This is a genomic window from Bradyrhizobium sp. AUGA SZCCT0169, from assembly GCF_018130085.1.
GTDB lineage: Bacteria > Pseudomonadota > Alphaproteobacteria > Rhizobiales > Xanthobacteraceae > Bradyrhizobium.
Map to the genome: position 1 here is coordinate 142,163 of NZ_JAFCMC010000001.1, position 18,429 is coordinate 160,591.

An 18,429-nucleotide genomic window follows, 5' to 3' on the forward strand; every position below is an offset into this window, starting at 1 on the left:
TCCTACAATCCCAGCACCATCTTCGCGATAATATCGCGCTGGATTTCCGACGAGCCGCCGAAGATCGTGTACGCCCGGCTGTTGAGATATTCCGGCACTACCGGCAGCATCTCCTCGGGAATCCCCGGCGCCTCGTTGAGCTTGTAGAACGGCCGCATCGGTTCGACATAGAGGCCGTCATGGCCGATCACATCGACACCGAGGCGCGTAACGGCCTGACGGATTTCGCTGTTGCGCAACTTCAGCAGCGAGGACACCGCGCCGGGATTCTGACCGGTCTGCAGCGCCGACAGCACCCGCAGCTCGGTCATTTCGAGCGTGTCGATATCGACCTCGATCTCCGACATCCGCATCGAAATATCGGGATCGTCGATGGCGCGGCCGGTGGCCTCGGATTCGGCGAGGTCGGATACCGTCTTCAGCGCCTCGCGCAATTTCGCCGAGGCGATGCCGGAGCCGCGCTCGAACTCGAGCAGGTATTTTCCGTAAGTCCAGCCCTTGCCTTCCTCGCCGACCCGGTTGGCGACGGGCACGCGGACGTCGTCGAAGAACACCTGGTTGACCTCGTGGTCGCCGCCGATCGTGAGGATCGGGCGGGTGGTGATGCCCGGGCTCTTCATGTCGATCAGGATGAAGGAAATGCCGTCCTGCTGCCGCTCGGTCTCGTTGGTGCGCACCAATGCGAACATGCGGTTGGCGTGATGGGCATGCGTGGTCCAGATCTTGGTGCCGTTGATGACGTAGTCGTCGCCGTCGCGCACCGCGCGGGTTTTCAGCGAGGCGAGATCGGAACCGGAGCCGGGCTCGGAATAGCCCTGGCACCAGTAATCCTCGCCGGAGCGAATCCGCGGCAAATAGAAATTCTGCTGCTCAGGCGAGCCGAAGCCGATGATGACAGGCCCGACCATCTTGACGCCCATCACGTTGACATTGGGCGCACCGGCACGGGCGCATTCGGCTTCAAAAATCCAGCGCTGCGCCGGCGTCCAGTCCGGCCCGCCATGCTCCACCGGCCATCCCGGCGCGCCCCAGCCCTTGGCGTGCAGCGCCTTTTGCCAGGCGATGCCGATATCCGGATCGGAAAACACCGATGGAGTCAGCGACTGCGCGTGCTTCATTTCCGCCGGCAGATTCTGCGCGATGAAGTCGCGGACTTCCTGTTCGAAGGCGCGCTCCTCGGCGCTGAAGGTGAGATCCATGGTGCGCTCCCGCTAGGCTTGAATGGACTTTTAAGTGTGAAGAGTCTTGCCGCCGAGGGCGGCGTGGCGGCGATAATGATGGGCGCTGCCGCCGAACAACGTGTCGAAAGCGAGCAGCCGCTTGAAGTAGGAGCCGATGTCGAGCTCTTCGGTGACGCCCATCGCGCCATGCAGCTGCACGGATTGTTCGGCGACGAAGCGGGCGCATTTGCCGATCTTGGCCTTGGCGCCCGACGCGGCACGCCCGCGCGCGACAGGTTCGGCATCGATCATCAGCGCGGCGCGCAGCGCCATCGAGCGGGCCTCGTCGCAGTTCATCGCCATGTCGGCGAGCCGATGGCGGATCACCTGGTTGGCGGACAGCGGCCGGCCGAACTGTTTTCGAATTTTGGTATATTCGAGCGTCTGATCCAGCAGCGTCTGCATGATGCCGACGGCTTCCGCGCCGAGCGCCGCCATCGCGCGGTCGACCACGGCCTCGATAACAGGCAGCGCGTCGCCGCCGTCGCCGAGCTGGGCATCGGCGCCCACATGAACGCCGCGAAATTCGAGGTTGCACGCGCGCCCGCCGCCGAGTCGCGGAAAATCGCGCTTGCCGAGGCCGGCCGTATCTGCCGGCACCAGGAACAGGCAGAGGTCGCCCACGCCATTGTCGTCGGCGACCTGCGCCGAAACAATAATCTGCCCGGCGGCATTGCCGTCGAGCACCGCGGTCTTCCGGCCATCGATCCGCCAGCCATTGGGCGTCTTCCAGGCCGTCGTCGAGACTTCGGCAAGGTTAAACCGCGCCGCGCGTTCCGAATGCGCGAACGCCAGATACAGCGAACCGTCGGCGACCTTGGGCAGCAGCGCCTGCTTTTGCGCCTCGCTGCCGCATGCACCGATCAGGCCTGCGCCGATCACCACCGTCGAGAGATAGGGTTCAGACACCAGTCCCCGACCAAAGGCTTCCATCAGGATGCCGATCTCGACCGCGCCGCCGCCGAGCCCGCCATGATCCTCGGCGATCGGCAGTGCCAGCCAACCGAGTTCGGCGAACTGTTTCCAGATTTCGGCGCTGAAGCCGAGCGGATCGTTCGCCACCCGGCGGCGATGGTCGGCGTTGTACGTCTCGACAACAAACCGTTCGGCACTCTCACGCAGCATCCGCTGCTCGTCGCTCAGGGTAAGGTCCATATGATCTACTTCGTTACAGCTGATTTCCGGACGGACGGATGGAGACCCGCGGGGTCCACCACCATTCCGAATTCCTGAAGATTATGCGCATGGCAGAGCTGATGCAGCGCGAACGCCTGTTCGATCGCCGCGGGCTGTCCCATCACATCCACCGAGCGGTTGACGGCCTCCTTGGTCAGCTTCAGCGCAAACGAAGGCTTCGCTGCGATCTTCTGCGCCAGCGCCATCACGAACGAGGAAAGCTCCGCGCGCGGCACGACGTGGTTGACCATGCCGAGTCGATGCGCCTCGTCGGCGCTCCAGGTGTCCGCCGTGAACAGCAACTCCTTGGCCTTGCGCGGGCCGAGTTCCCAGGGATGCACGAACCATTCGACGCCGCAGACGCCCATGGTGACCACTGGATCGCAGAACTCGGCATCGGCGCTGGCGACGATCATGTCGCAGGCCCAGGCCAGCATCAGGCCGCCGGCGATGCATTTGCCGTGCACTTCCGCAATGGTCGGCTTCGCCAGATTGCGCCAGCGCCGCGTGATCTGCAGATAGATCTCCTGCTCGCGAGCGAAGCGGCCATGGGCGTTGGGTTCGGCAAAGCCGCCCCAATTTCCGACCGGCGGAAAATCCACCCCCGCTTCATTTTTGCTGCCCGGGCGCAGGTCGTGCCCGGCGGAAAAATGTGGACCGCTTCCTGCGAGAATGATGACCTTGACCGCGTCATCCTGCACAGCCGCATCGAAGGCGGCGTTGAGGTCGTAGGTCATTTGCAGGTTCTGCGCGTTGCGCGCCTCGGGCCGGTTCATCACGATCCGCGCGATGCGCGGCTCCGGCCGCTCCACGACGATGGTTTCGAATGTGGTCATGGGCCCTCCCGTTATTATTGTGCGGCCATGTGACTATTTCAGCTGACGATAGGCAAGAGCCATCGGAACGAAAGCGGCCCGAAGTTCATTCAATCACCGCCGTTATTCCGGGATGGGCCATCAGGCCCAGCCCCGGAATAATTGTATGAAACCACGCCATTCTGATACCGTGACACGAAATAATACCGGGAGTGTTTTATGCGCAGATTATGGACCGTGCTGGCGGCGCTGGCGACGCTAAGCCTGACCAATTGCGGCTACAACGCCATCCAGACCACCGACGAGCAGGTCAAGGCGGGTTGGTCGGAGGTGGTGAATCAGTACCAGCGGCGCGCTGATCTCGTGCCCAACCTCGTCAACTCGGTGAAGGGTTTTGCGCAGCAGGAAAAGGACGTGCTGCTCGGGGTCACCAACGCCCGCGCCAAGGTCGGCAGCATCCAGGCCACGCCCGAGGTGTTGAACGATCCCGCCGCGTTCCAGAAATTTACGGCCGCCCAGGGTGAACTCTCCAGCGCGCTGTCCCGACTACTGGTCGTGACCGAAAACTATCCGCAGCTGAAATCCGACGCACTGTTCAAGGATCTGATGGCGCAGCTCGAAGGCACCGAGAACCGCATTACGGTGGCGCGCAACCGCTACATCAAGGCGGTGCAGGACTACAATGTCGGTATCCGCACCTTCCCGAACAACATGACGGCGATGATGTTCGGCTACAAGGAAAAGCCGAACTTCGCGGTCGAGAACGAGAAGGAAATATCCACGGCGCCGAAGGTGGATTTCAATCCGACACCGGCCGCGCCCGCGAAGTAGCGGATCAAAGATCAATCGCAATGAACGCTGCAAGAGTTTCCATTCTTGCGCTGCTCGTGTTCTGGGCTGCTTCAGCCCTGGCCATCGTCGTGGTGCCACCGCTTGTCGGGCGCGTGGTCGATCAGACCGGGACACTCACCAGCGGCGATATCGCTTCGCTGAACCAGACCATCCGAAGTTTCGAGACCCGGAAGGGCAGCCAGGTCGCGGTGCTGATCGTGCCGACGACGGATGGCGAGGCGATCGAGCAGTTCTCGCTCCGCGTGGCAGAGGCCTGGAAGATCGGCCGCAAGAAGATCGACGACGGCGCCGTGCTGGTCATCGCCAAGAACGATCGTCATCTTCGCATCGAGGTCGGCTATGGCCTCGAAGGCGCGCTGACCGACGTCACCACCAAGCGCATCATCGACGAGGAGATCACGCCAAAATTCAAGTCCGGTGATTTCGCCGGCGGCGTTTCGGCCGGCCTCAACAAGATGATCCGGATCATCGATGGCGAGAAACTGCCGGAGCCGGAGCCGCCGCATTGGCAACATCAGACAGGGGTGTTCGACGTCGATGCGCTATTCAATCCGTTTCTCCTGATTCCGGTGTTCCTGTTCGGCGGATTGATGCGGACCATGCTCGGGCGCCTGGTCGGCGCGGGCGTTGGCGGCGGCGTGGTGATGCTGATCGCCTGGTTCCTGTTCGGCTCGCTGGTTGCGGGTATATTCGCGGGGTTAATCGCAGCGCTTTTCGTGCTGTTCAGCGACGCCATCGTGTCGTCGACGCCTGGGAGCAGTGGAAGCGGCGGCTGGTCAGGGGGCAGCAGCGGCGGCTCATGGTCCGGAGGCAGTTCGAGCAGCAGCTCGAGCGATAGCGGCGGCGGGGGTGGCAGTTTCGGCGGCGGCGGCGCGTCGGGGAGCTGGTAGATATGGACATCAAACGCATCGGCAGGCATCTTCTGCAACACCGCTGGCGGGAGCGGCGCGACTTTCCACCAAAAGTGCTGGCCGCGATCGAGGCGGCGATCAGGGCGGGCGAGGCCACGCATTCCGGCCAGGTCCGCTTCGTCGTCGAAGGCGCGCTCGACGGCGCGCCGCTGTTCCGCAACCAGCCGGCGCGGGAACGCGCGCTCGATGTTTTCTCGCAATTGCGGATCTGGGACACCGCGCACAACAATGGCGTACTGATCTATCTCCTGCTCGCCGACCGCGACGTCGAAATCGTCGCCGACCGCGGCATCCACGCGCATGTCGGCACTGCCGGCTGGGAGAATATCTGCGTCGAGATGGAAGCGGAGTTTCGGGCGGGAAATTTCGAACGCGGCGTGATCAAGGGGATCGAGGCGGTGTCGCGCGAACTGGCGGCGCATTTCCCGCCGCAGGGCGGCGGGACGAATGAACTGCCGGATACGCCGGTGGTGATTTAACTCAGAACCTTCCACGTCATTGCGAGCGAAGCGAAGCAATCCACAGCCAAACAGCAAGTATGGATTGCTTCGTCGCTTGCGCTCCCTTGCGCAAGCGCTTCGCGCTTGTCGCAGGCAATGACGGTCAGGCCTTCACCGACGGCCGCTCCGCAACCCGCGCCATCCACGCCACGATATTGCCGTTGCTTTGATCCAGCGGCTGGCCGACCGTGCCGCCGAAATCGAGCCAGCAATACAGCAGGATGTCGGCCATCGTGAAGCGTTTGCCGCAGATGTAATCCTTCCCCGCCATCTGGCCGTCGAGCCATTGCAGGCGGTTGGCCGCGATCATCTTCAGGCCGGGCGAGGCTTCGGGCGCGCAGAGGATGCGCTTTTCGAAAAACTTCAGACCCTCGCCGAAGCGAAAGCCATTGGCGAGATGTTCGCAGATGTTGAGATCGACGCGGCGCGTCCACATCCGGCATTCGGCGCGCTCTTCCGGCGTCGTCCCGATCATCGCAGGCGCCGGGGTCTTCTCTTCGAGGTATTCGCAGATCGGGATCACTTCCGAGAGATAGCTGCCATTGTCGAGTTCAAGCGCCGGCATCTGGCCGTGCGGATTGCGCTTCAGATGCTCGGCTTCGCGGTTTTCGCCCTTGCGCAGGTCGACCGTCTGCTTCGGCATTTCGATGCCCTTTTCCGCCATGAACATACGGACAATGCGCGGGTTCGGTCCGACCGAGTCGTAAAGTTTCATGGTGCTCTCTCTCCCTGTGCTTCTTGAGGCGTCATTATTGCTGCTGTTGAACAGGCCGCCACAAATTTTGTCAAATCGCTGAGTCACACAGAAGGGTCGGCAAGTGTGATCTTAAATGATGCCAGGGTCCACGCAGGGGGGAATAATTCCGGATGCCGCAATTGGTCCGGCGGCGTTGGCTGCCTAGCCGTCATCCAGCTTGTTGAGGTCGCGCACCGATTGCATAATCGGTTCGAAATTCGAGCGCGCATCCAGCGCATCGAACAATTGCGCGGTGTCGGATAGCAGGTTGTGCGAACGTTGAATGGCGACCCGTACATCGTCCTGCGGCGTGTCGGACAGGCGGCCGTGGCCGGACAACAGGATCTTCGAGTTCAACCCCTTCAGCCGCTCCAGCGACTGGATATAGTCGGCGATGCTGCCGGAGCCGAACACGCCGCCCATCACGCCGCCGGGCATCAGCGTGTCCGAAGCGAACAACAGGCCCTTGTCCTGGTCGAACAGCGTGATGCAGGCCGAGGTATGGCCGGGCGTGTACATCACGTTGAGGCGGAAATTGCCGAGGTCGAGCAGATTGCCTTCCTCGAGCCAGATGTCGACATTGATCGGGATATTCGGTTCGTTGAACATCTTGCGCAGCATCGAGAAATCGTCGCGCAGCATGATCTTGTTGGCGGCCAGCCGATGCGCGGCGATGAAGGCGCGGCCATTGAAATGATAGGCGGCGCCGATATGGTCGAGGTGCTCATGGCTGAGCACCACCAAGTCGATTTTCTCGGGCGGACAATCGACGTGTTGCAGACATTTCAGCAGATGCGGATAGTTCGATGACAGGCCGACATCGATCATGATGGTCCGCGAGCTGCCGCGCACCAGATAGGCGTTCGCCGCGCGGTTCTTGAAGCGGATCTGGTAGACGTCCTCGGCTGCCTCGATCAGCGTGCAAACGTCGCTTTCGAGCAGGGTCTTGAACGGGCTGGGGCGGCGCTCGCTCATGAATTGGCCGCGGCTTTGAACGTGATGGCGTTCGAGGCACGCAGCCGCTTGCTGAGTGCATCCATGATCATCAGTGCAAACGCCGGCTGCTGGCTGACCAGGTAGACGAAGCGCGCGTGGTTGATCCGCATCACGCGGGTGTGCGCCGCCGCGGCAATCGCGGTCGCCGAGCGGGACGAGCCGTCGATCACGGCCATCTCGCCGAAGAACTCGCCCTTGCCGAGCGTAACGATGATGGTCTTGCTGGCGCCGTTAAGCTTGGCGATCTCGACCTTGCCGTCGAGTACGACGAACAGCTCACGCCCGGTCGAGCCTTCCTCAAAAATGACGTCATCGACATCAAACTCGTTGATGCATTTTTCGATGGTCATGGCGGCCTCCTGCCTTCTGGCTGGATGGTCGGGCCATGTTAATCGGTAAATGAACGGGCGCAAACGGAGCTGTCGAAATTGCCGCAGGGCAACAAAGGGCGAGGGGCGGAATTGCCGGCCGCGTCGCCGTCAACTTGCGGCCGCAAACAGGCCCGGTTGCCCTCTTAAATTTCGGTAAGGCGGAACCCGGTAACGATTTCGCAAGCAATAAAAGTTACCAAAAGGTCAACCCATTCTGGAGAATTGAACGTGAGCGAACAGCAGTCCGAGGCCACCAGCGGTGAAACCGGTTCCGTCGGCGCCGGGCCGGCCGCTCCCGATATGTCCGCAGCCAAAGAGCCGGTGATTGCGGCGATCGAGTCCCCGATGCTGGCGCCCGACCAGCAAGAAACCTCTCCCAAGCCGGATGCACCCAAAGTGGAAGCGCCCAGGGTCGTGGCTTCCAAGCTTGAAGCTGCCAAAGCTGAACCGGCGAAGGTCGAGGCGGCTACATCTGAAGCTCCGAAAGTTGAATCGCCGCGAATTCCCGGCAAGCTGTTGATCATGTCGCCCGGCGAGCGCGCGTGGAACGGTGACGAAGCCGATGCGAAGCCGGAGGCCGTTGCAGCTGACGGGGTGTCAGGCAAGCGCCGGATGTCGGCGATGGCGGCTGTGGTGGCGCTGGCGACGGTCGCCGGTGCGCTCGGTGGCGCGCTCGCAACCGGGGGCCTTGGATACGTGATGGCCGGAAATTCCGCCGCCATGAACAACAACAGCGCGCTCGAAGCCTCGGTGGCGCGGATCGATGCCGATATCCTGGCGCTGAAGGCCAGCGTCGAGCACACCTCCAAAACCGGGGTGAGCCAGTTCAACAAGACCAGCGACCGCCTCGACAAGGTCGAGAAGGCGCAGGCCGAGCCGGCCGCCAAGCTCGCCAAGCTCAGCGAAGCCGTCGAAAAACTCCGCGCGCAAGCTGCTGCGCCCACGCCCGTCGCCGCCGCAATGCCGGCCGCCGCGAGGGACGTCACGGGAACGGTGTCGCCGCCCGCAACGGCTGCGGCGGTGCCGCTTCCCGCGCCGAAGCCCGAGATTGCACGGCTGCCGACCGTGGACGGCTGGGTGTTGCGTGACGCCGCCAATGGCAGCGCGCTGATCGAGGGCCGCCAGGGCATCTTTGAAGTCTACGCCGGCGATCCCGTCCCCGGTCTCGGCCGCATCGATGCCATCCGCAAGCAGGACGGCAGATGGGTGGTCGTGACCAGCAAGGGCCTGATCGTCGCCCGCTGATTGCGCGCAATCTGAATGACGAAGGCGCTTCACCGGGATGTGAAGCGCCTTTTTGCTTGAATAGGCCACTTCGCGCGGTGTTAGTGAAGGCATGAGCCGCGCGCTGCGATTTCTTGTCATCCTATTCGCCCTGGTGTGCGGCGCATTGCCGGCGTCCGCCGCGCCGCTGGAGCGCGGGACCGCGATAACGGATCCCCTGGCGCTGCGCGAACTCGACGGTGGCAGGTTCGGCATCGGCCGTCTGCTGTGGCCGGAGCGGTCGGCCGATGTTCCGCTCACGAGCGGCCAGCTATTCACCCTGCCGTCGATGGTCCCGGTTCGGCAGGCGATCGACGCCGAGTTCGATCGTTACATTGCGCGACACAAAAATGGCCTGCCGAACGAAACCATCGGCGTTGGCGCTGGCTTTGCCTTTCAACTGTTCGACCACACCCAGCTTGATGCCAGCGACACCCGTTTCGTGCTGGCGGGCATCGTCAACCGCATGGACCGCGCCTATGTCGACGAGGCCAGCTGCGGCGACATCCGGCTGATCTACCGGCTGACGCGAATGAAAACGCCGGGGACCGACGACAGGGCAATTTTGCCCCGTCTGCCGATGACGCTGAATCTCGTGCTGAAAGCCAAGGCCCGCGATGGGATTGACCGTAACGGCAAACCCGTCACCTGTTCCGAAATCGCAAAGCGCTGGCTCGCCGCAGCCGAATTGTCGCTGACCGGTGCGCCGTTCGCGGAAAATCTGCTGGATGAAAACGGTCCACTCGATCTGCTCGGTTACGAAAACATCGATCGCATCGAGACCAACCTTCAGATCGTGCATGCGCCGAAATCTGCAATGCGGGATTTCCGCACCGATTATCTGTTGAAGGTGTTTCGCTACAACGCCGCGGCGCGGGAATTTCGGGAAGCTCCGATGGAGAACCAGATCGACCGCGACCGCATTCTGGCTGACGACAAGCTCGGGCGCGAATTCAAGTCATGGCTGCTGGAGCCGAAACATCTGGCAGCATTCGATTCCGGCGCGGTGCTGATCCCGGAAAAATTCCTTGCCAACAGCGCCATCGCCGCAACGCCGGTTGGATTTGACGCGTCCGACCTGCAGCCTGAATTCGGCCTGATGCAGGGCGAAGGGGCTAAGGCGGTGTTCAGCGAAGCTGACGTCGTCACGGCACTGAAGAAGGCCGCTGCCGGCGGTATAAAGTTGCAAAACATCCGCTCGGCCGGCGGCTTTGAGCGGCGGCTGAACGATGTCACCTGTTCCGGGTGCCACCAGACGCGCGGCATCGGCGGATTTCATTTTCCCGGCGTCGACTGGATGGCGGTCAATCCTTCCAATTCAACGGTCGTTCCGGCGTCGCCGCACTTCTTCGGCGACCAGGTTCGCCGCCGTGACATCCTCACCGCCGTGCGGGATGGCAAGACGCCGGATTTTTCCCGGGGCTTTGCCAGCCGTCCGCAATTGCGCGGCAGCACGGAACTGGTGGGCACCGAATATAGCGATGGCTGGGGTGCGCATTGCTACGCTCCGGGCAAGACGGCCGCCAGCAACGACGCGAGTTTTCGCAGCTGGACCTGCGCCGAGGGGCTGGCCTGTCAAATCAGCGGCACGACCGCACGCATGGGCATGTGTTTTGTGAAGAGCCGGTAGCCGGCCGGCATGAGCACCGATGCGCGTCATCGTTTGATGCTAAGGTGTGCAAGGCATCAGCACCAACCGAGCGGGGACCGGCGATGAGCTCTTCCGACCAGGAGAACAGGCAGCGGAATCGCGAGATCGCGGAGAACGAAGCCAAGCGCGAGGTCATCAGCAACGTCCGCGTCAGCACCTGGGCGATTGCGGTCACGGTGATTGCCGGTGTGATCGTCTTTGGCATCGCGTGGGCCTGGTTGAATCGCTGAGCCCCTTATTTCGCGTAATGCGTCAGCCGCTTGCCGGGCAGCAAATCGTAGGCTGACTTCCAGGCGGGCAGATCAGCCATGCGGCCAAGCCAGGCGCTGATGGCCGGGTGGCTCACCGCAAAATCATATCCAGTCTCGTCGCTCGGATAATGCAGATAGGCCATCATGGAAATATCGGCGATGCTCGGCCGTGCGCCGATCGCGAACGCATCGCGTTGCAAGTGCGTTTCCAGAATCCCCAGGAAGTCGTCGAGCCGTTTGCGGTAATATTTCAGCACCACGGGATCGCCAGACGGAATGAACGTCCGCATGAACCGGTATGAGGCCATGTAGCCGGTGAGCTTGTGGTTGTCCCAGAACAGCCAGCGCAGGAGTTCGAACTGTTCTTGTTCGGTCTCGCCGCCGAACTGGCCGAACTGCCGCGCCAGCTTCAGCAGGATCGGCGCGGTCTGGGTAAGACGGACGCCGTCCTCTTCCAGCACCGGGATTTCGCCCATCTCGTTGACCGTGCGCCGCCATTCCGCTGACCGCGTGATGCCGCCGCCGAAATCGGTCCAGACCGGCTCGAAGGTCTGGCCACACAGGGTCAGCATCAGCGCAAGCTTGTAGCTGTTTCCGGACTCTGGAAAGTAATGCAGTCGGTAGGTAGTCATGCCGCTATCTTTTCCGCAGGCTTACGCCACCGCGCCGGACGCGCGCAACTTCTTGATCGCAGCCTCGTCATAGCCGGCGTTGCGCAAAATCTCGTCGCTGTGCTCGCCGAGGCCGGGCGGCTTGCGCGGCTGGACCTTCTTGCTGCCGTCGACCCAGATCGGGCTGCTGATGGTCATCATGGTGTCGTTCTCGAACGGCACCAGCACTTCGTTCTCGATCATCTGCCGGTCACCCGGAATGTCGTCGAGGATGCCGACGACGCCGAACACCAGCCCGTTGCCGTCGAGGATCTTGCGCCATTCGGCGAGGTCCTTGCCGGCAAAGATTTCGTCGAAGATCTTGATCAGGTCCAGCGAGCGCGCGTGCCGATCCTTCTTGGTTGCAAAGCGCGGGTCGCTCACCAGATCCTCACGCTCAAGGCAGCGCGCCAGTGTCGGCCATTGCCGGTCCTCGTTCAGCAGCGACAGGATCAGCCAGCGGCCGTCCTTGCACTGGTAGTGATTGGTCACCGCGTTCAGCGCGCGCTCGCGCGGCCGCCGCTCGCCGAACTTGGCACCGACCAGTTTGGCCTGTGCCAGCACCGAGGCTGCCCAGACGCCGTTGGCCATCAGGTTGGAACTGACGTGCGAACCCTTGCCGGTCTTTTCGCGCTTGAACAGCGCGGTCACGATCGCGCCGTAAAACGCCATCGCGCAGGGGTGGTCGCCCATTCCGGCGATCGATCGCGCTGGCGTGGTGTGTTCATCCGCGCGCACCAGGTCCATCAGCCCCGAGCGCGCCCAATAGGCGTTAGAGTCGAAGCCGGGCTTGTTGGCTTCCTCGCCCTTTTCGCCATAGCCGGTGAACGACGCATAGATCAGCCGGTCGTTGAGATGCGCCAGATGGTCCCAGGTGATGCCGAGCTTGGTGCGGACCTGAGGCGGCATGTTGGTGATGAAGACGTCGGCCTCGGCGACCAGTTTGTAGAGCACCGCCTGCGCTTCCGGCTTCGTCAGGTCGAGCGCCAGGCTCTTCTTGTTACGGGCTTCCAGCATCCACGCGAAATTGTGTTCGCTGTGCGGGTAGCCCGGCAGATTCGGCAAATTGCGATAGGGATCACCGGTAACCGGCGGTTCGATCTTGATCACGTCGGCGCCGAAATCGGACAGCACGGTGGCGGCCGCGGGGGCTGCGATGAAACTCGCGCAGTCCAGAACCTTGAGGCCGTCAAAAATGCCTTTTTCCATCTCGATGCCGCTCCCGTAACCCTGTTGATTTTTCTTCCGCTGGAATATTGCATGCCGTGCGCGCTGAAACTTCAACGCCATTTGGGCGCGGGATGCAACTACTCCCCGCCCGAGAGCAGGGCTGCATTGCCGCCGGCCGCCGCGGTATTGACGGTGACCGTCTGTTCGGTGGCAAACCGCGCCAGATAATGCGGGCCGCCGGCCTTGGGGCCGGTGCCGGAGAGGCCATGGCCGCCGAACGGCTGCACGCCGACGACGGCGCCGATCATGTTGCGGTTGACGTAGATATTGCCGATCTGAACAGCGTCGATGATGTCGTCCACGGTATCGTCGATCCGGGAATGAATGCCGAGCGTAAGTCCGTAGCCGGAACGCTCGATCGATTGCAGCACGGCGGCGAGCCGGTCGGCACGGTAGCGCACCACGTGGAGCACCGGACCGAACACTTCTTCCCTAAGTTGCCCGGCATCGGACAGTTCGAAGATATGCGGCGCGACGAAATTACCCTCCGGTGCGGTGCCCGCAAAGTGCACCTGCGCGTCCTGCTTCATGCGCGCGATATGTGCATCCAGGCGTTGCTTGGCCTCGGCATCGATCACCGGCCCGATATGGGTTGCAGGATCAGAGGGGTCACCAATCCGGAGTTCGCGGGCGGCGCCGGCGATCATTTCGATCATGCGATCGGCGACGTCGTCCTGGAGCAACAGCAGCCGTAGCGCCGAGCAGCGCTGGCCGGCCGAGCGGAACGCCGAGGTGACGACGTCGTCGGCGACCTGTTCGGGCAACGCGGTGGCATCGACGATCATCGCATTGATGCCGCCGGTCTCCGCGATCAGCGGCACGATCGGGCCGTCCTTGGCAGCGAGCGTGCGGTTGATTGATCGTGCCACCTCGGTCGAGCCGGTGAAGACAACACCGGATATGTCGGGGTGTCCCACCAGCGCCGCGCCGATCTTGCCGTCGCCTTGCACCAGATGCAGTGCGGAGGGTGAGACGCCTGCTTCATGGAGCAGCCGCACGGCCTCCGCCGCGATCAAGGGAGTCTGCTCGGCAGGTTTTGCGATCACGGCGTTGCCGGCCATCAGCGCTGCCGTGACCTGGCCCATGAAGATCGCGAGCGGAAAATTCCATGGCGAGATCGCGACGAAGACACCGCGGCCGCGTAAGGCGAGCACATTGCTCTCGCCGGTCGGACCCGGCATGGCCTTGCCGTCGCAAAACTGTTCGCGGCCTTGCGCGGCATAATAGCGGCAGAAATCGACCGCCTCGCGGAGTTCCGACAGCGCGTCATCCAGCGTCTTGCCGCCTTCGCGTTGCAGCAGCGCGATGAAATGCGCCGCGCGTTGCTCCAGCAAGTCGGCGGCTTTTTCCAACGCGCGCGCCCGCGTCGTGGCGGGTGTCCGGCTCCAACCCCTGAATCCGTTGCGCGCAGCCGATATCGCCGCGTTCACCGCAGCCGGCGTCGCATCGGCGATAGCGCCGGCCGTCGGCGTGGTCTCCGCAGCAACACCGGCGACGAGCCGGCCCAGCGCCGCGCGCTCGCCGAATTCCAGCCCGCGCGAGTTCGCCCGCTGCGGCGAAAAAAGATCGCGCGGCAATGGGATGTTCGGATGCATGGCCTTGTCGGCACTGCCGATCACATCTGCTGGACGCCGCAGCAGCGTCGACACGGGAATAGCCTCGTCAGCGGCGAGCGCAACAAAGGACGAGTTGGCGCCGTTCTCGAGCAGGCGCCGCACCAGATAGGCGAGGAGATCGCGGTGGCTGCCGACCGGCGCATAGGTGCGGCAGGCGATGTCAGGATGATCCTCGCTGAGCTGGGCATAGAGCGCTTCGCCCATGCCGTGCAGGCGCTGGAACTCGAAGCCGCGTTCGTCCTTTGCCAGTTCGAGGAGGGTCGCCACTGTCAGCGCGTTGTGGGTCGCAAATTGCGGAAAGATCCGCGGCCGCAAGCCCAGCAATTGCTGCGCGCAGGCGACGTAGTTCAGGTCCGTCATCGCCTTGCGGGTGAATACGGGATAACCCTCGAGGCCGCGCTCCTGCGCGCGCTTGATCTCGGTGTCCCAATAGGCGCCTTTCACCAGCCGGACCATCATGCGTCGGTTCAGGTTTTTTGCGAGACCGTCGACATGGTCGATCACCTCGCGCGCGCGCTTCTGATAGGCCTGGATCGCGAGCCCAAAGCCGTTCCAGCCAGCCAGGGATGGATCGGCGAATGCCGCCGCGATCACGTCGAGCGACAATTCCAGCCGATCGGCTTCCTCGGCGTCGACGGTGAAATTCAGGTCGAAGGTCTTGGCCTGTCGCGCCAGATCGATCAGGCGCGGCACCAGTTCGCTCATCACGCGTGAATGGCTGACCGCTTCGAAGCGCGGATGCAACGCCGAGAGCTTGACGGAAATACCCGGCCGATCGGGCAGGGGACGATTGTTGGCGGTGCGGCCGATCGCATCGATCGCGCGTGCATAGGAATCAAAATAGCGCGCGGCGTCGGCGGCGGTGCGTGCGCCTTCGCCGAGCATGTCGAAGGAATAGCGCCGGTGGCGCGATGCATGCGCTTCGGCCCGCGCCAGTGCGGCCTCGATGGTCTCGCCGAGCACGAAATGGCTGCCCATCAGCCGCATCGCCTGGCGTGTTGCGGCGCGCACGGCGGGTGCGCCGAGCCGCTTGGTCAACCGGCCGATGGTGCCCTGCGGCGTCTCGCCGGGCTGGATCACCCGCGCCGACATGCCGAGCGCCCACGCCGAGGCGTTGACCAGGAAGGCGCTGGACTTGGTCTCGTGATGCACGAAGTCGCCCTGGCCGAGCTTGTCCTCGATGAACTGGTCGGCGGTGCGCGCATCCGGCACCCGCAACAGCGCTTCCGCAAGCACCATCAGCGCGAGGCCTTCCTTGGTCGACAATGCGAACTCGCGCAGCATGTCCTCGACACCGCCGAGCGGATCGTCATTGGCTCTGACGGCTTCGATCAGGCGCGTTGCCGTGCGGTCGATCCGTGCCTCCTGCTCGCCGCTCAGTTTGGCGGTGGCGAGCAGCCGGGCGGCGATTTTCGAATCATCGGGCGCGTAGGCCGCGTCGAAGGGCGGGAGAGGCGGTGGGCGGTCCGGCATGGTGATTCCCTCGGGTCTAACCCAATTTACCGCTGCTGCAACCGTAGTTCGATAGACAAATTCGCGATTTTGCCTTAGGAAGTTCGGAAAATGGCAGAGGTGACCGGGTAAACGATGGAAATTGACAAGATAGACCGCAAAATCCTCTCTATTCTTCAGGGGGATGGCCGTATTGCGAATGTCGAATTGGCCGAGCGGATCGGGCTGTCGCCGACCTCGATCGGCGAGCGCCTGAAGCGGCTGCAGCGCGACGGCTTTGTCGAGGGTTATGGTGCCCGGCTCAATCCGCATCGGCTGGGGTTGGGCTTGCTGGTGTTCGTCGAGGTAATGCTCGACAAGACCACGCCCGATGTCTTCGAGCGCTTCGCTGAAGCGGTGCAATCGGCCCCGGAAGTGCTGGAATGCCACATGGTGGCGGGCGGCTTCGATTACCTGGTGAAGGCCCGCCTCGCCGACATGACGGCCTATCGACGCTTTCTCGGCGAGACCCTACTGGCGCTGCCGGGGGTGCGCGAAACGCGGACCTACGCCGTCATGGAAGAGGTCAAGCGCGACGCGCCGTTGCCGGTCGGGTAGCGCCAACAAAACAACCGTGACCAAAACGCACCACGCCAAAAATAGCCGTGGCCTGTTCCACGGGTGGCGATCTTTGCAACTTGGCAGCGTGAAAGGCACGCGCTAATTCTCGGGCACCGCCATGGTTTGGATAGCCGGGATCATGAGAGACGCCGATCGAGCGTTGCGCCAGACGTTTGCCCGGCTTGCGGGCGTGCTTGGCGTTGTCGGGGCGGCGTTATCAGGCGCGCCTTCCGAAGCGGCCGAAATGAGTTCGGCGGTCGCCGACCTCTATACGTCGGTGTCGATCTATCCGCCGTCGGCGAATTCGATGACGGTCTGTTACGGCTTCGTCTGCCGGCGCCGCCAGATACTGGAGTTCACGCCGCAAGACCGCACCGCGCTGACGCAGATAATGGCTGCCGGCCGTGGGTCGGCCGTGGCCGAACGCGCGGCGGTGCAGAAGGCCGTGGTGTGGTTCGATCGCCGTATGGGACCGATCCTCGGCACCAACAAGCGCGTGGCGAAAGCGGATTTCCGCTACTTCGACGACAAGCACAATTACGATTGCTGGGACACCACCCGCAATACCACCAGCCTGTTACTGGTGCTGCGGGATTGGGGGCTATTGAAACATCACGCGATCGGTGATCCCCGCTATCGCGGCAATACGCTGGTGCTGCAGACGCCGCACAACACCGCGGTACTGGTCGACCGCGCAACCAAGGCCGAATGGGTCGTCGACCTCTGGCCGCGGGGCTATCTGCAGCCCCCGGACGTCATGCCGGTCGAGAAATGGGTGAAGGAAGATTGAGCGGCCGGTCGGCCCAAAAAAGAGTACGAGCAACTACGGTGCTCGCTCCGCCGAACGCTCACAGTTTTTTGAGAGTTTTTTCAAGCCCAGCTCCCGGATTAGTTCCGAGAGCGCGCCGTTGCCGATCGCGCGGTAGCGCTAAACCTTGAGGTTCTCGGCCGAAGTCTTGCCGCGATTGGCAATCTCTTCGTATTCAACGGTCTGCCCTTCGTTAAGCGTCGAAAGCCCAGCTTTCTCAACTGCCGAAATGTGAACGAAAACGTCCTTGCCGCCGTTGCTGGGCTGGATAAATCCATAACCCTTGGTCGGGTTGAACCACTTCACCGTACCTTTAGCCATTCACGTCGTCTCCGCGGAATCAAAAAAATATCCGAGCCGCCGGTCCCCGCACATACCGGGCATGCCCGAGACTTCAGGATACGCGGGTTGTGGCGGACTGGGTAGCGCAAACGGCACCACGGAATCCGCAAAAATCCGCCATATCGCACCGTATTTCCGCCGTTTTGCCCGTTTCGCGCTCATTTGACGCGGCGAAATCGTGGCCGGCGCCAGCCTCGTCGATGGCGGGATTGACCAGAAATCCTCCCTCGCCTGGCGTGCGGGGGAGGGGGCTCTCCACAAAATAGACGCGCCGAGCGGGAGCATCCGCGCCTTCATCCGCCGTTCGTTTCAGTCGTTCGCGGTGAGATAATCCACCATACACAGACCTTGATGATCATCATCTTTGTCACCTCGGGCGCGCCCAAAACTCATTCTCACATTTACATTGCAACAACAGAAAACCCCGGTCGCGCTGGGCGATCGGGGTTTCTGAACCGAATTTGTGGTTCGATCAGTAGCAGACGTTGACAGTGCGGAACACAACGCCGTACGGGGTGTACACGCGGCGGCTCACGTAGCAGCCGTCGTAACCGCCACCGATGTAGCCGACGTTGAAGCCGAAGCCGTGGTGATGATGATGATGGCCATGGTGGTGGTGATGCGGGAAGGCGGGCCAGTGCACCGGCTTCGCCGACGCGGCGGTCGGAGCCATTGCGATGGTGCCGAGGGTGGCGGCGGCAGCGATAGCGAGAGTAACTTTACGAAGCATGGTCTTTCTCCGGAAGTGAAGCGCGATCGACATCTTGTCTTGGCGCGGGTTGATCGTTCAGGTTTCAGTCTTACCCATCGCCCATCAGTCGTGCGTGCGAGAAAGCCGGTTCGAGAAAGCCGCATTACATTGCGGACAACTACCTGAATGGCTGTTCAGATGTGAAACAGATCACACAACGGAAAGCCGCGATGGGCTAGGCGGCGCCGGCTGCGCCGGATTCAACGTCGTTAATGGAGCGTTGCGCGAGGATTGACAT

19 protein-coding genes are annotated in these 18,429 nt (G+C 62.7%); 8 read left to right on the forward strand and 11 right to left on the reverse strand.

Annotated elements, in window-relative coordinates; all coding sequences use genetic code 11:
- Positions 1 to 2: 2 nt before the first annotated feature.
- The 3 genes from JQ609_RS00655 to JQ609_RS00665 are packed head-to-tail and all read right to left on the reverse strand — an operon-like array spanning position 3 to position 3,232.
- Positions 3 to 1,199, reverse strand: coding sequence for an acyl-CoA dehydrogenase family protein (locus JQ609_RS00655; RefSeq protein ID WP_212271663.1), 1,197 nt, complete (start codon positions 1,197 to 1,199; stop codon positions 3 to 5).
- A 30-nt stretch (positions 1,200 to 1,229) separates the two neighbouring features.
- Positions 1,230 to 2,375 (reverse strand): acyl-CoA dehydrogenase family protein, encoded by a 1,146-nt coding sequence (locus JQ609_RS00660; protein ID WP_212271664.1) that lies wholly within the window; start codon positions 2,373 to 2,375, stop codon positions 1,230 to 1,232.
- Positions 2,376 to 2,380: 5 nt separating this feature from the next.
- Positions 2,381 to 3,232 (reverse strand): enoyl-CoA hydratase, encoded by an 852-nt coding sequence (locus tag JQ609_RS00665; RefSeq protein ID WP_212211975.1) that lies wholly within the window; start codon positions 3,230 to 3,232, stop codon positions 2,381 to 2,383.
- Between the two features lie 198 nt (positions 3,233 to 3,430).
- Here JQ609_RS00665 and JQ609_RS00670 point away from each other — a divergent pair, with 198 nt between their 5' ends.
- From JQ609_RS00670 to JQ609_RS00680, 3 genes are read left to right on the forward strand one after another with little or no spacing between them, the layout of a single operon-like run.
- Positions 3,431 to 4,042, forward strand: coding sequence for a LemA family protein (locus tag JQ609_RS00670; RefSeq protein ID WP_212211973.1), 612 nt, complete (start codon positions 3,431 to 3,433; stop codon positions 4,040 to 4,042).
- Positions 4,043 to 4,062: 20 nt separating this feature from the next.
- Positions 4,063 to 4,953, forward strand: a complete 891-nt coding sequence (locus tag JQ609_RS00675) for a YgcG family protein (protein WP_212271665.1) — start codon at positions 4,063 to 4,065, stop codon at positions 4,951 to 4,953.
- Positions 4,954 to 4,955: 2 nt separating this feature from the next.
- Positions 4,956 to 5,453 carry a TPM domain-containing protein gene (locus tag JQ609_RS00680; RefSeq protein WP_212211969.1) on the forward strand — a complete coding sequence of 166 codons (498 nt, stop codon included), beginning with the start codon at positions 4,956 to 4,958 and terminating at the stop codon, positions 5,451 to 5,453.
- A gap of 124 nt (positions 5,454 to 5,577) precedes the next feature.
- Here the strand turns inward: JQ609_RS00680 and JQ609_RS00685 are convergent, their stop codons facing one another.
- The 3 genes from JQ609_RS00685 to JQ609_RS00695 all read right to left on the reverse strand — a co-directional run bounded on the left by JQ609_RS00685 (position 5,578) and on the right by JQ609_RS00695 (position 7,556).
- The gene (locus JQ609_RS00685; protein ID WP_212211967.1) at positions 5,578 to 6,189 is read right to left on the reverse strand and encodes a glutathione S-transferase family protein; all 612 of its coding nucleotides are present in this window, start codon (positions 6,187 to 6,189) and stop codon (positions 5,578 to 5,580) included.
- 183 nt (positions 6,190 to 6,372) lie between these two features.
- Complete coding sequence (locus tag JQ609_RS00690) at positions 6,373 to 7,185, reverse strand: MBL fold metallo-hydrolase (RefSeq protein ID WP_212211965.1); 813 nt, start codon at positions 7,183 to 7,185, stop codon at positions 6,373 to 6,375.
- Positions 7,182 to 7,556 carry a Crp/Fnr family transcriptional regulator gene (locus JQ609_RS00695; RefSeq protein ID WP_212271666.1) on the reverse strand — a complete coding sequence of 125 codons (375 nt, stop codon included), beginning with the start codon at positions 7,554 to 7,556 and terminating at the stop codon, positions 7,182 to 7,184. Before JQ609_RS00695 ends, JQ609_RS00690 begins: the two co-directional genes overlap by 4 nt.
- 249 nt (positions 7,557 to 7,805) lie before the next feature.
- On the opposite strand from JQ609_RS00695, the gene JQ609_RS00700 reads away from it, so the two are divergent.
- The 3 genes from JQ609_RS00700 to JQ609_RS00710 all read left to right on the forward strand — a co-directional run bounded on the left by JQ609_RS00700 (position 7,806) and on the right by JQ609_RS00710 (position 10,721).
- Positions 7,806 to 8,822, forward strand: a complete 1,017-nt coding sequence (locus JQ609_RS00700; RefSeq protein WP_409363432.1) for a hypothetical protein — start codon at positions 7,806 to 7,808, stop codon at positions 8,820 to 8,822.
- A gap of 91 nt (positions 8,823 to 8,913) precedes the next feature.
- The gene (locus JQ609_RS00705) at positions 8,914 to 10,470 is read left to right on the forward strand and encodes a hypothetical protein (protein ID WP_212211957.1); all 1,557 of its coding nucleotides are present in this window, start codon (positions 8,914 to 8,916) and stop codon (positions 10,468 to 10,470) included.
- Positions 10,471 to 10,553: 83 nt separating this feature from the next.
- Positions 10,554 to 10,721: a hypothetical protein gene (locus JQ609_RS00710; protein WP_212271667.1), complete on the forward strand. Its 168-nt coding sequence runs from the start codon at positions 10,554 to 10,556 to the stop codon at positions 10,719 to 10,721.
- A 5-nt stretch (positions 10,722 to 10,726) separates the two neighbouring features.
- Here JQ609_RS00710 and JQ609_RS00715 read toward each other — a convergent pair whose 3' ends face one another.
- From JQ609_RS00715 to putA, 3 genes are all read right to left on the reverse strand, one after another.
- On the reverse strand, positions 10,727 to 11,374 hold the full coding sequence (locus tag JQ609_RS00715) for a glutathione S-transferase family protein (protein ID WP_212211951.1): 648 nt from the start codon (positions 11,372 to 11,374) through the stop codon (positions 10,727 to 10,729).
- Positions 11,375 to 11,395: 21 nt separating this feature from the next.
- Complete coding sequence (locus JQ609_RS00720; protein ID WP_212211948.1) at positions 11,396 to 12,601, reverse strand: CaiB/BaiF CoA-transferase family protein; 1,206 nt, start codon at positions 12,599 to 12,601, stop codon at positions 11,396 to 11,398.
- Positions 12,602 to 12,699: 98 nt separating this feature from the next.
- On the reverse strand, positions 12,700 to 15,711 hold the full coding sequence (gene putA, locus JQ609_RS00725) for a bifunctional proline dehydrogenase/L-glutamate gamma-semialdehyde dehydrogenase PutA (protein ID WP_212271668.1): 3,012 nt from the start codon (positions 15,709 to 15,711) through the stop codon (positions 12,700 to 12,702).
- Positions 15,712 to 15,825: 114 nt separating this feature from the next.
- Here putA and JQ609_RS00730 point away from each other — a divergent pair, with 114 nt between their 5' ends.
- Complete coding sequence (locus JQ609_RS00730; RefSeq protein ID WP_212001390.1) at positions 15,826 to 16,287, forward strand: Lrp/AsnC ligand binding domain-containing protein; 462 nt, start codon at positions 15,826 to 15,828, stop codon at positions 16,285 to 16,287.
- Between the two features lie 142 nt (positions 16,288 to 16,429).
- Positions 16,430 to 17,080 carry a hypothetical protein gene (locus tag JQ609_RS00735; RefSeq protein WP_409411151.1) on the forward strand — a complete coding sequence of 217 codons (651 nt, stop codon included), beginning with the start codon at positions 16,430 to 16,432 and terminating at the stop codon, positions 17,078 to 17,080.
- 138 nt (positions 17,081 to 17,218) lie between these two features.
- On the opposite strand, the gene JQ609_RS00740 is transcribed toward JQ609_RS00735, so the two are convergent.
- Complete coding sequence (locus tag JQ609_RS00740) at positions 17,219 to 17,419, reverse strand: cold-shock protein (protein ID WP_027539571.1); 201 nt, start codon at positions 17,417 to 17,419, stop codon at positions 17,219 to 17,221.
- 493 nt (positions 17,420 to 17,912) lie between these two features.
- Positions 17,913 to 18,170, reverse strand: coding sequence for a hypothetical protein (locus JQ609_RS00745; protein WP_192736607.1), 258 nt, complete (start codon positions 18,168 to 18,170; stop codon positions 17,913 to 17,915).
- Positions 18,171 to 18,429 lie beyond the last annotated feature (259 nt).

Excerpts from the sequence above, each read along its gene's own strand:
- JQ609_RS00670 (WP_212211973.1), top strand. The coding sequence starts at position 3,431 with ATGCGCAGATTATGGACCGTGCTGGCGGCGCTGGCGACGCTAAGCCTG.
- JQ609_RS00715 (WP_212211951.1), bottom strand. The coding sequence starts at position 11,374 with ATGACTACCTACCGACTGCATTACTTTCCAGAGTCCGGAAACAGCTAC.
- putA (WP_212271668.1), bottom strand. The coding sequence starts at position 15,711 with ATGCCGGACCGCCCACCGCCTCTCCCGCCCTTCGACGCGGCCTACGCG.
- JQ609_RS00710 (WP_212271667.1), top strand. The coding sequence starts at position 10,554 with ATGAGCTCTTCCGACCAGGAGAACAGGCAGCGGAATCGCGAGATCGCG.
- JQ609_RS00655 (WP_212271663.1), bottom strand. The coding sequence starts at position 1,199 with ATGGATCTCACCTTCAGCGCCGAGGAGCGCGCCTTCGAACAGGAAGTC.
- JQ609_RS00685 (WP_212211967.1), bottom strand. The coding sequence starts at position 6,189 with ATGAAACTTTACGACTCGGTCGGACCGAACCCGCGCATTGTCCGTATG.
- JQ609_RS00735 (WP_409411151.1), top strand. The coding sequence starts at position 16,430 with ATGAGAGACGCCGATCGAGCGTTGCGCCAGACGTTTGCCCGGCTTGCG.
- JQ609_RS00690 (WP_212211965.1), bottom strand. The coding sequence starts at position 7,185 with ATGAGCGAGCGCCGCCCCAGCCCGTTCAAGACCCTGCTCGAAAGCGAC.
- JQ609_RS00740 (WP_027539571.1), bottom strand. The coding sequence starts at position 17,419 with ATGGCTAAAGGTACGGTGAAGTGGTTCAACCCGACCAAGGGTTATGGA.
- JQ609_RS00720 (WP_212211948.1), bottom strand. The coding sequence starts at position 12,601 with ATGGAAAAAGGCATTTTTGACGGCCTCAAGGTTCTGGACTGCGCGAGT.
- JQ609_RS00730 (WP_212001390.1), top strand. The coding sequence starts at position 15,826 with ATGGAAATTGACAAGATAGACCGCAAAATCCTCTCTATTCTTCAGGGG.
- JQ609_RS00680 (WP_212211969.1), top strand. The coding sequence starts at position 4,956 with ATGGACATCAAACGCATCGGCAGGCATCTTCTGCAACACCGCTGGCGG.
- JQ609_RS00675 (WP_212271665.1), top strand. The coding sequence starts at position 4,063 with ATGAACGCTGCAAGAGTTTCCATTCTTGCGCTGCTCGTGTTCTGGGCT.
- JQ609_RS00660 (WP_212271664.1), bottom strand. The coding sequence starts at position 2,375 with ATGGACCTTACCCTGAGCGACGAGCAGCGGATGCTGCGTGAGAGTGCC.
- JQ609_RS00665 (WP_212211975.1), bottom strand. The coding sequence starts at position 3,232 with ATGACCACATTCGAAACCATCGTCGTGGAGCGGCCGGAGCCGCGCATC.
- JQ609_RS00695 (WP_212271666.1), bottom strand. The coding sequence starts at position 7,556 with ATGACCATCGAAAAATGCATCAACGAGTTTGATGTCGATGACGTCATT.
- JQ609_RS00705 (WP_212211957.1), top strand. The coding sequence starts at position 8,914 with ATGAGCCGCGCGCTGCGATTTCTTGTCATCCTATTCGCCCTGGTGTGC.
- JQ609_RS00745 (WP_192736607.1), bottom strand. The coding sequence starts at position 18,170 with ATGCTTCGTAAAGTTACTCTCGCTATCGCTGCCGCCGCCACCCTCGGC.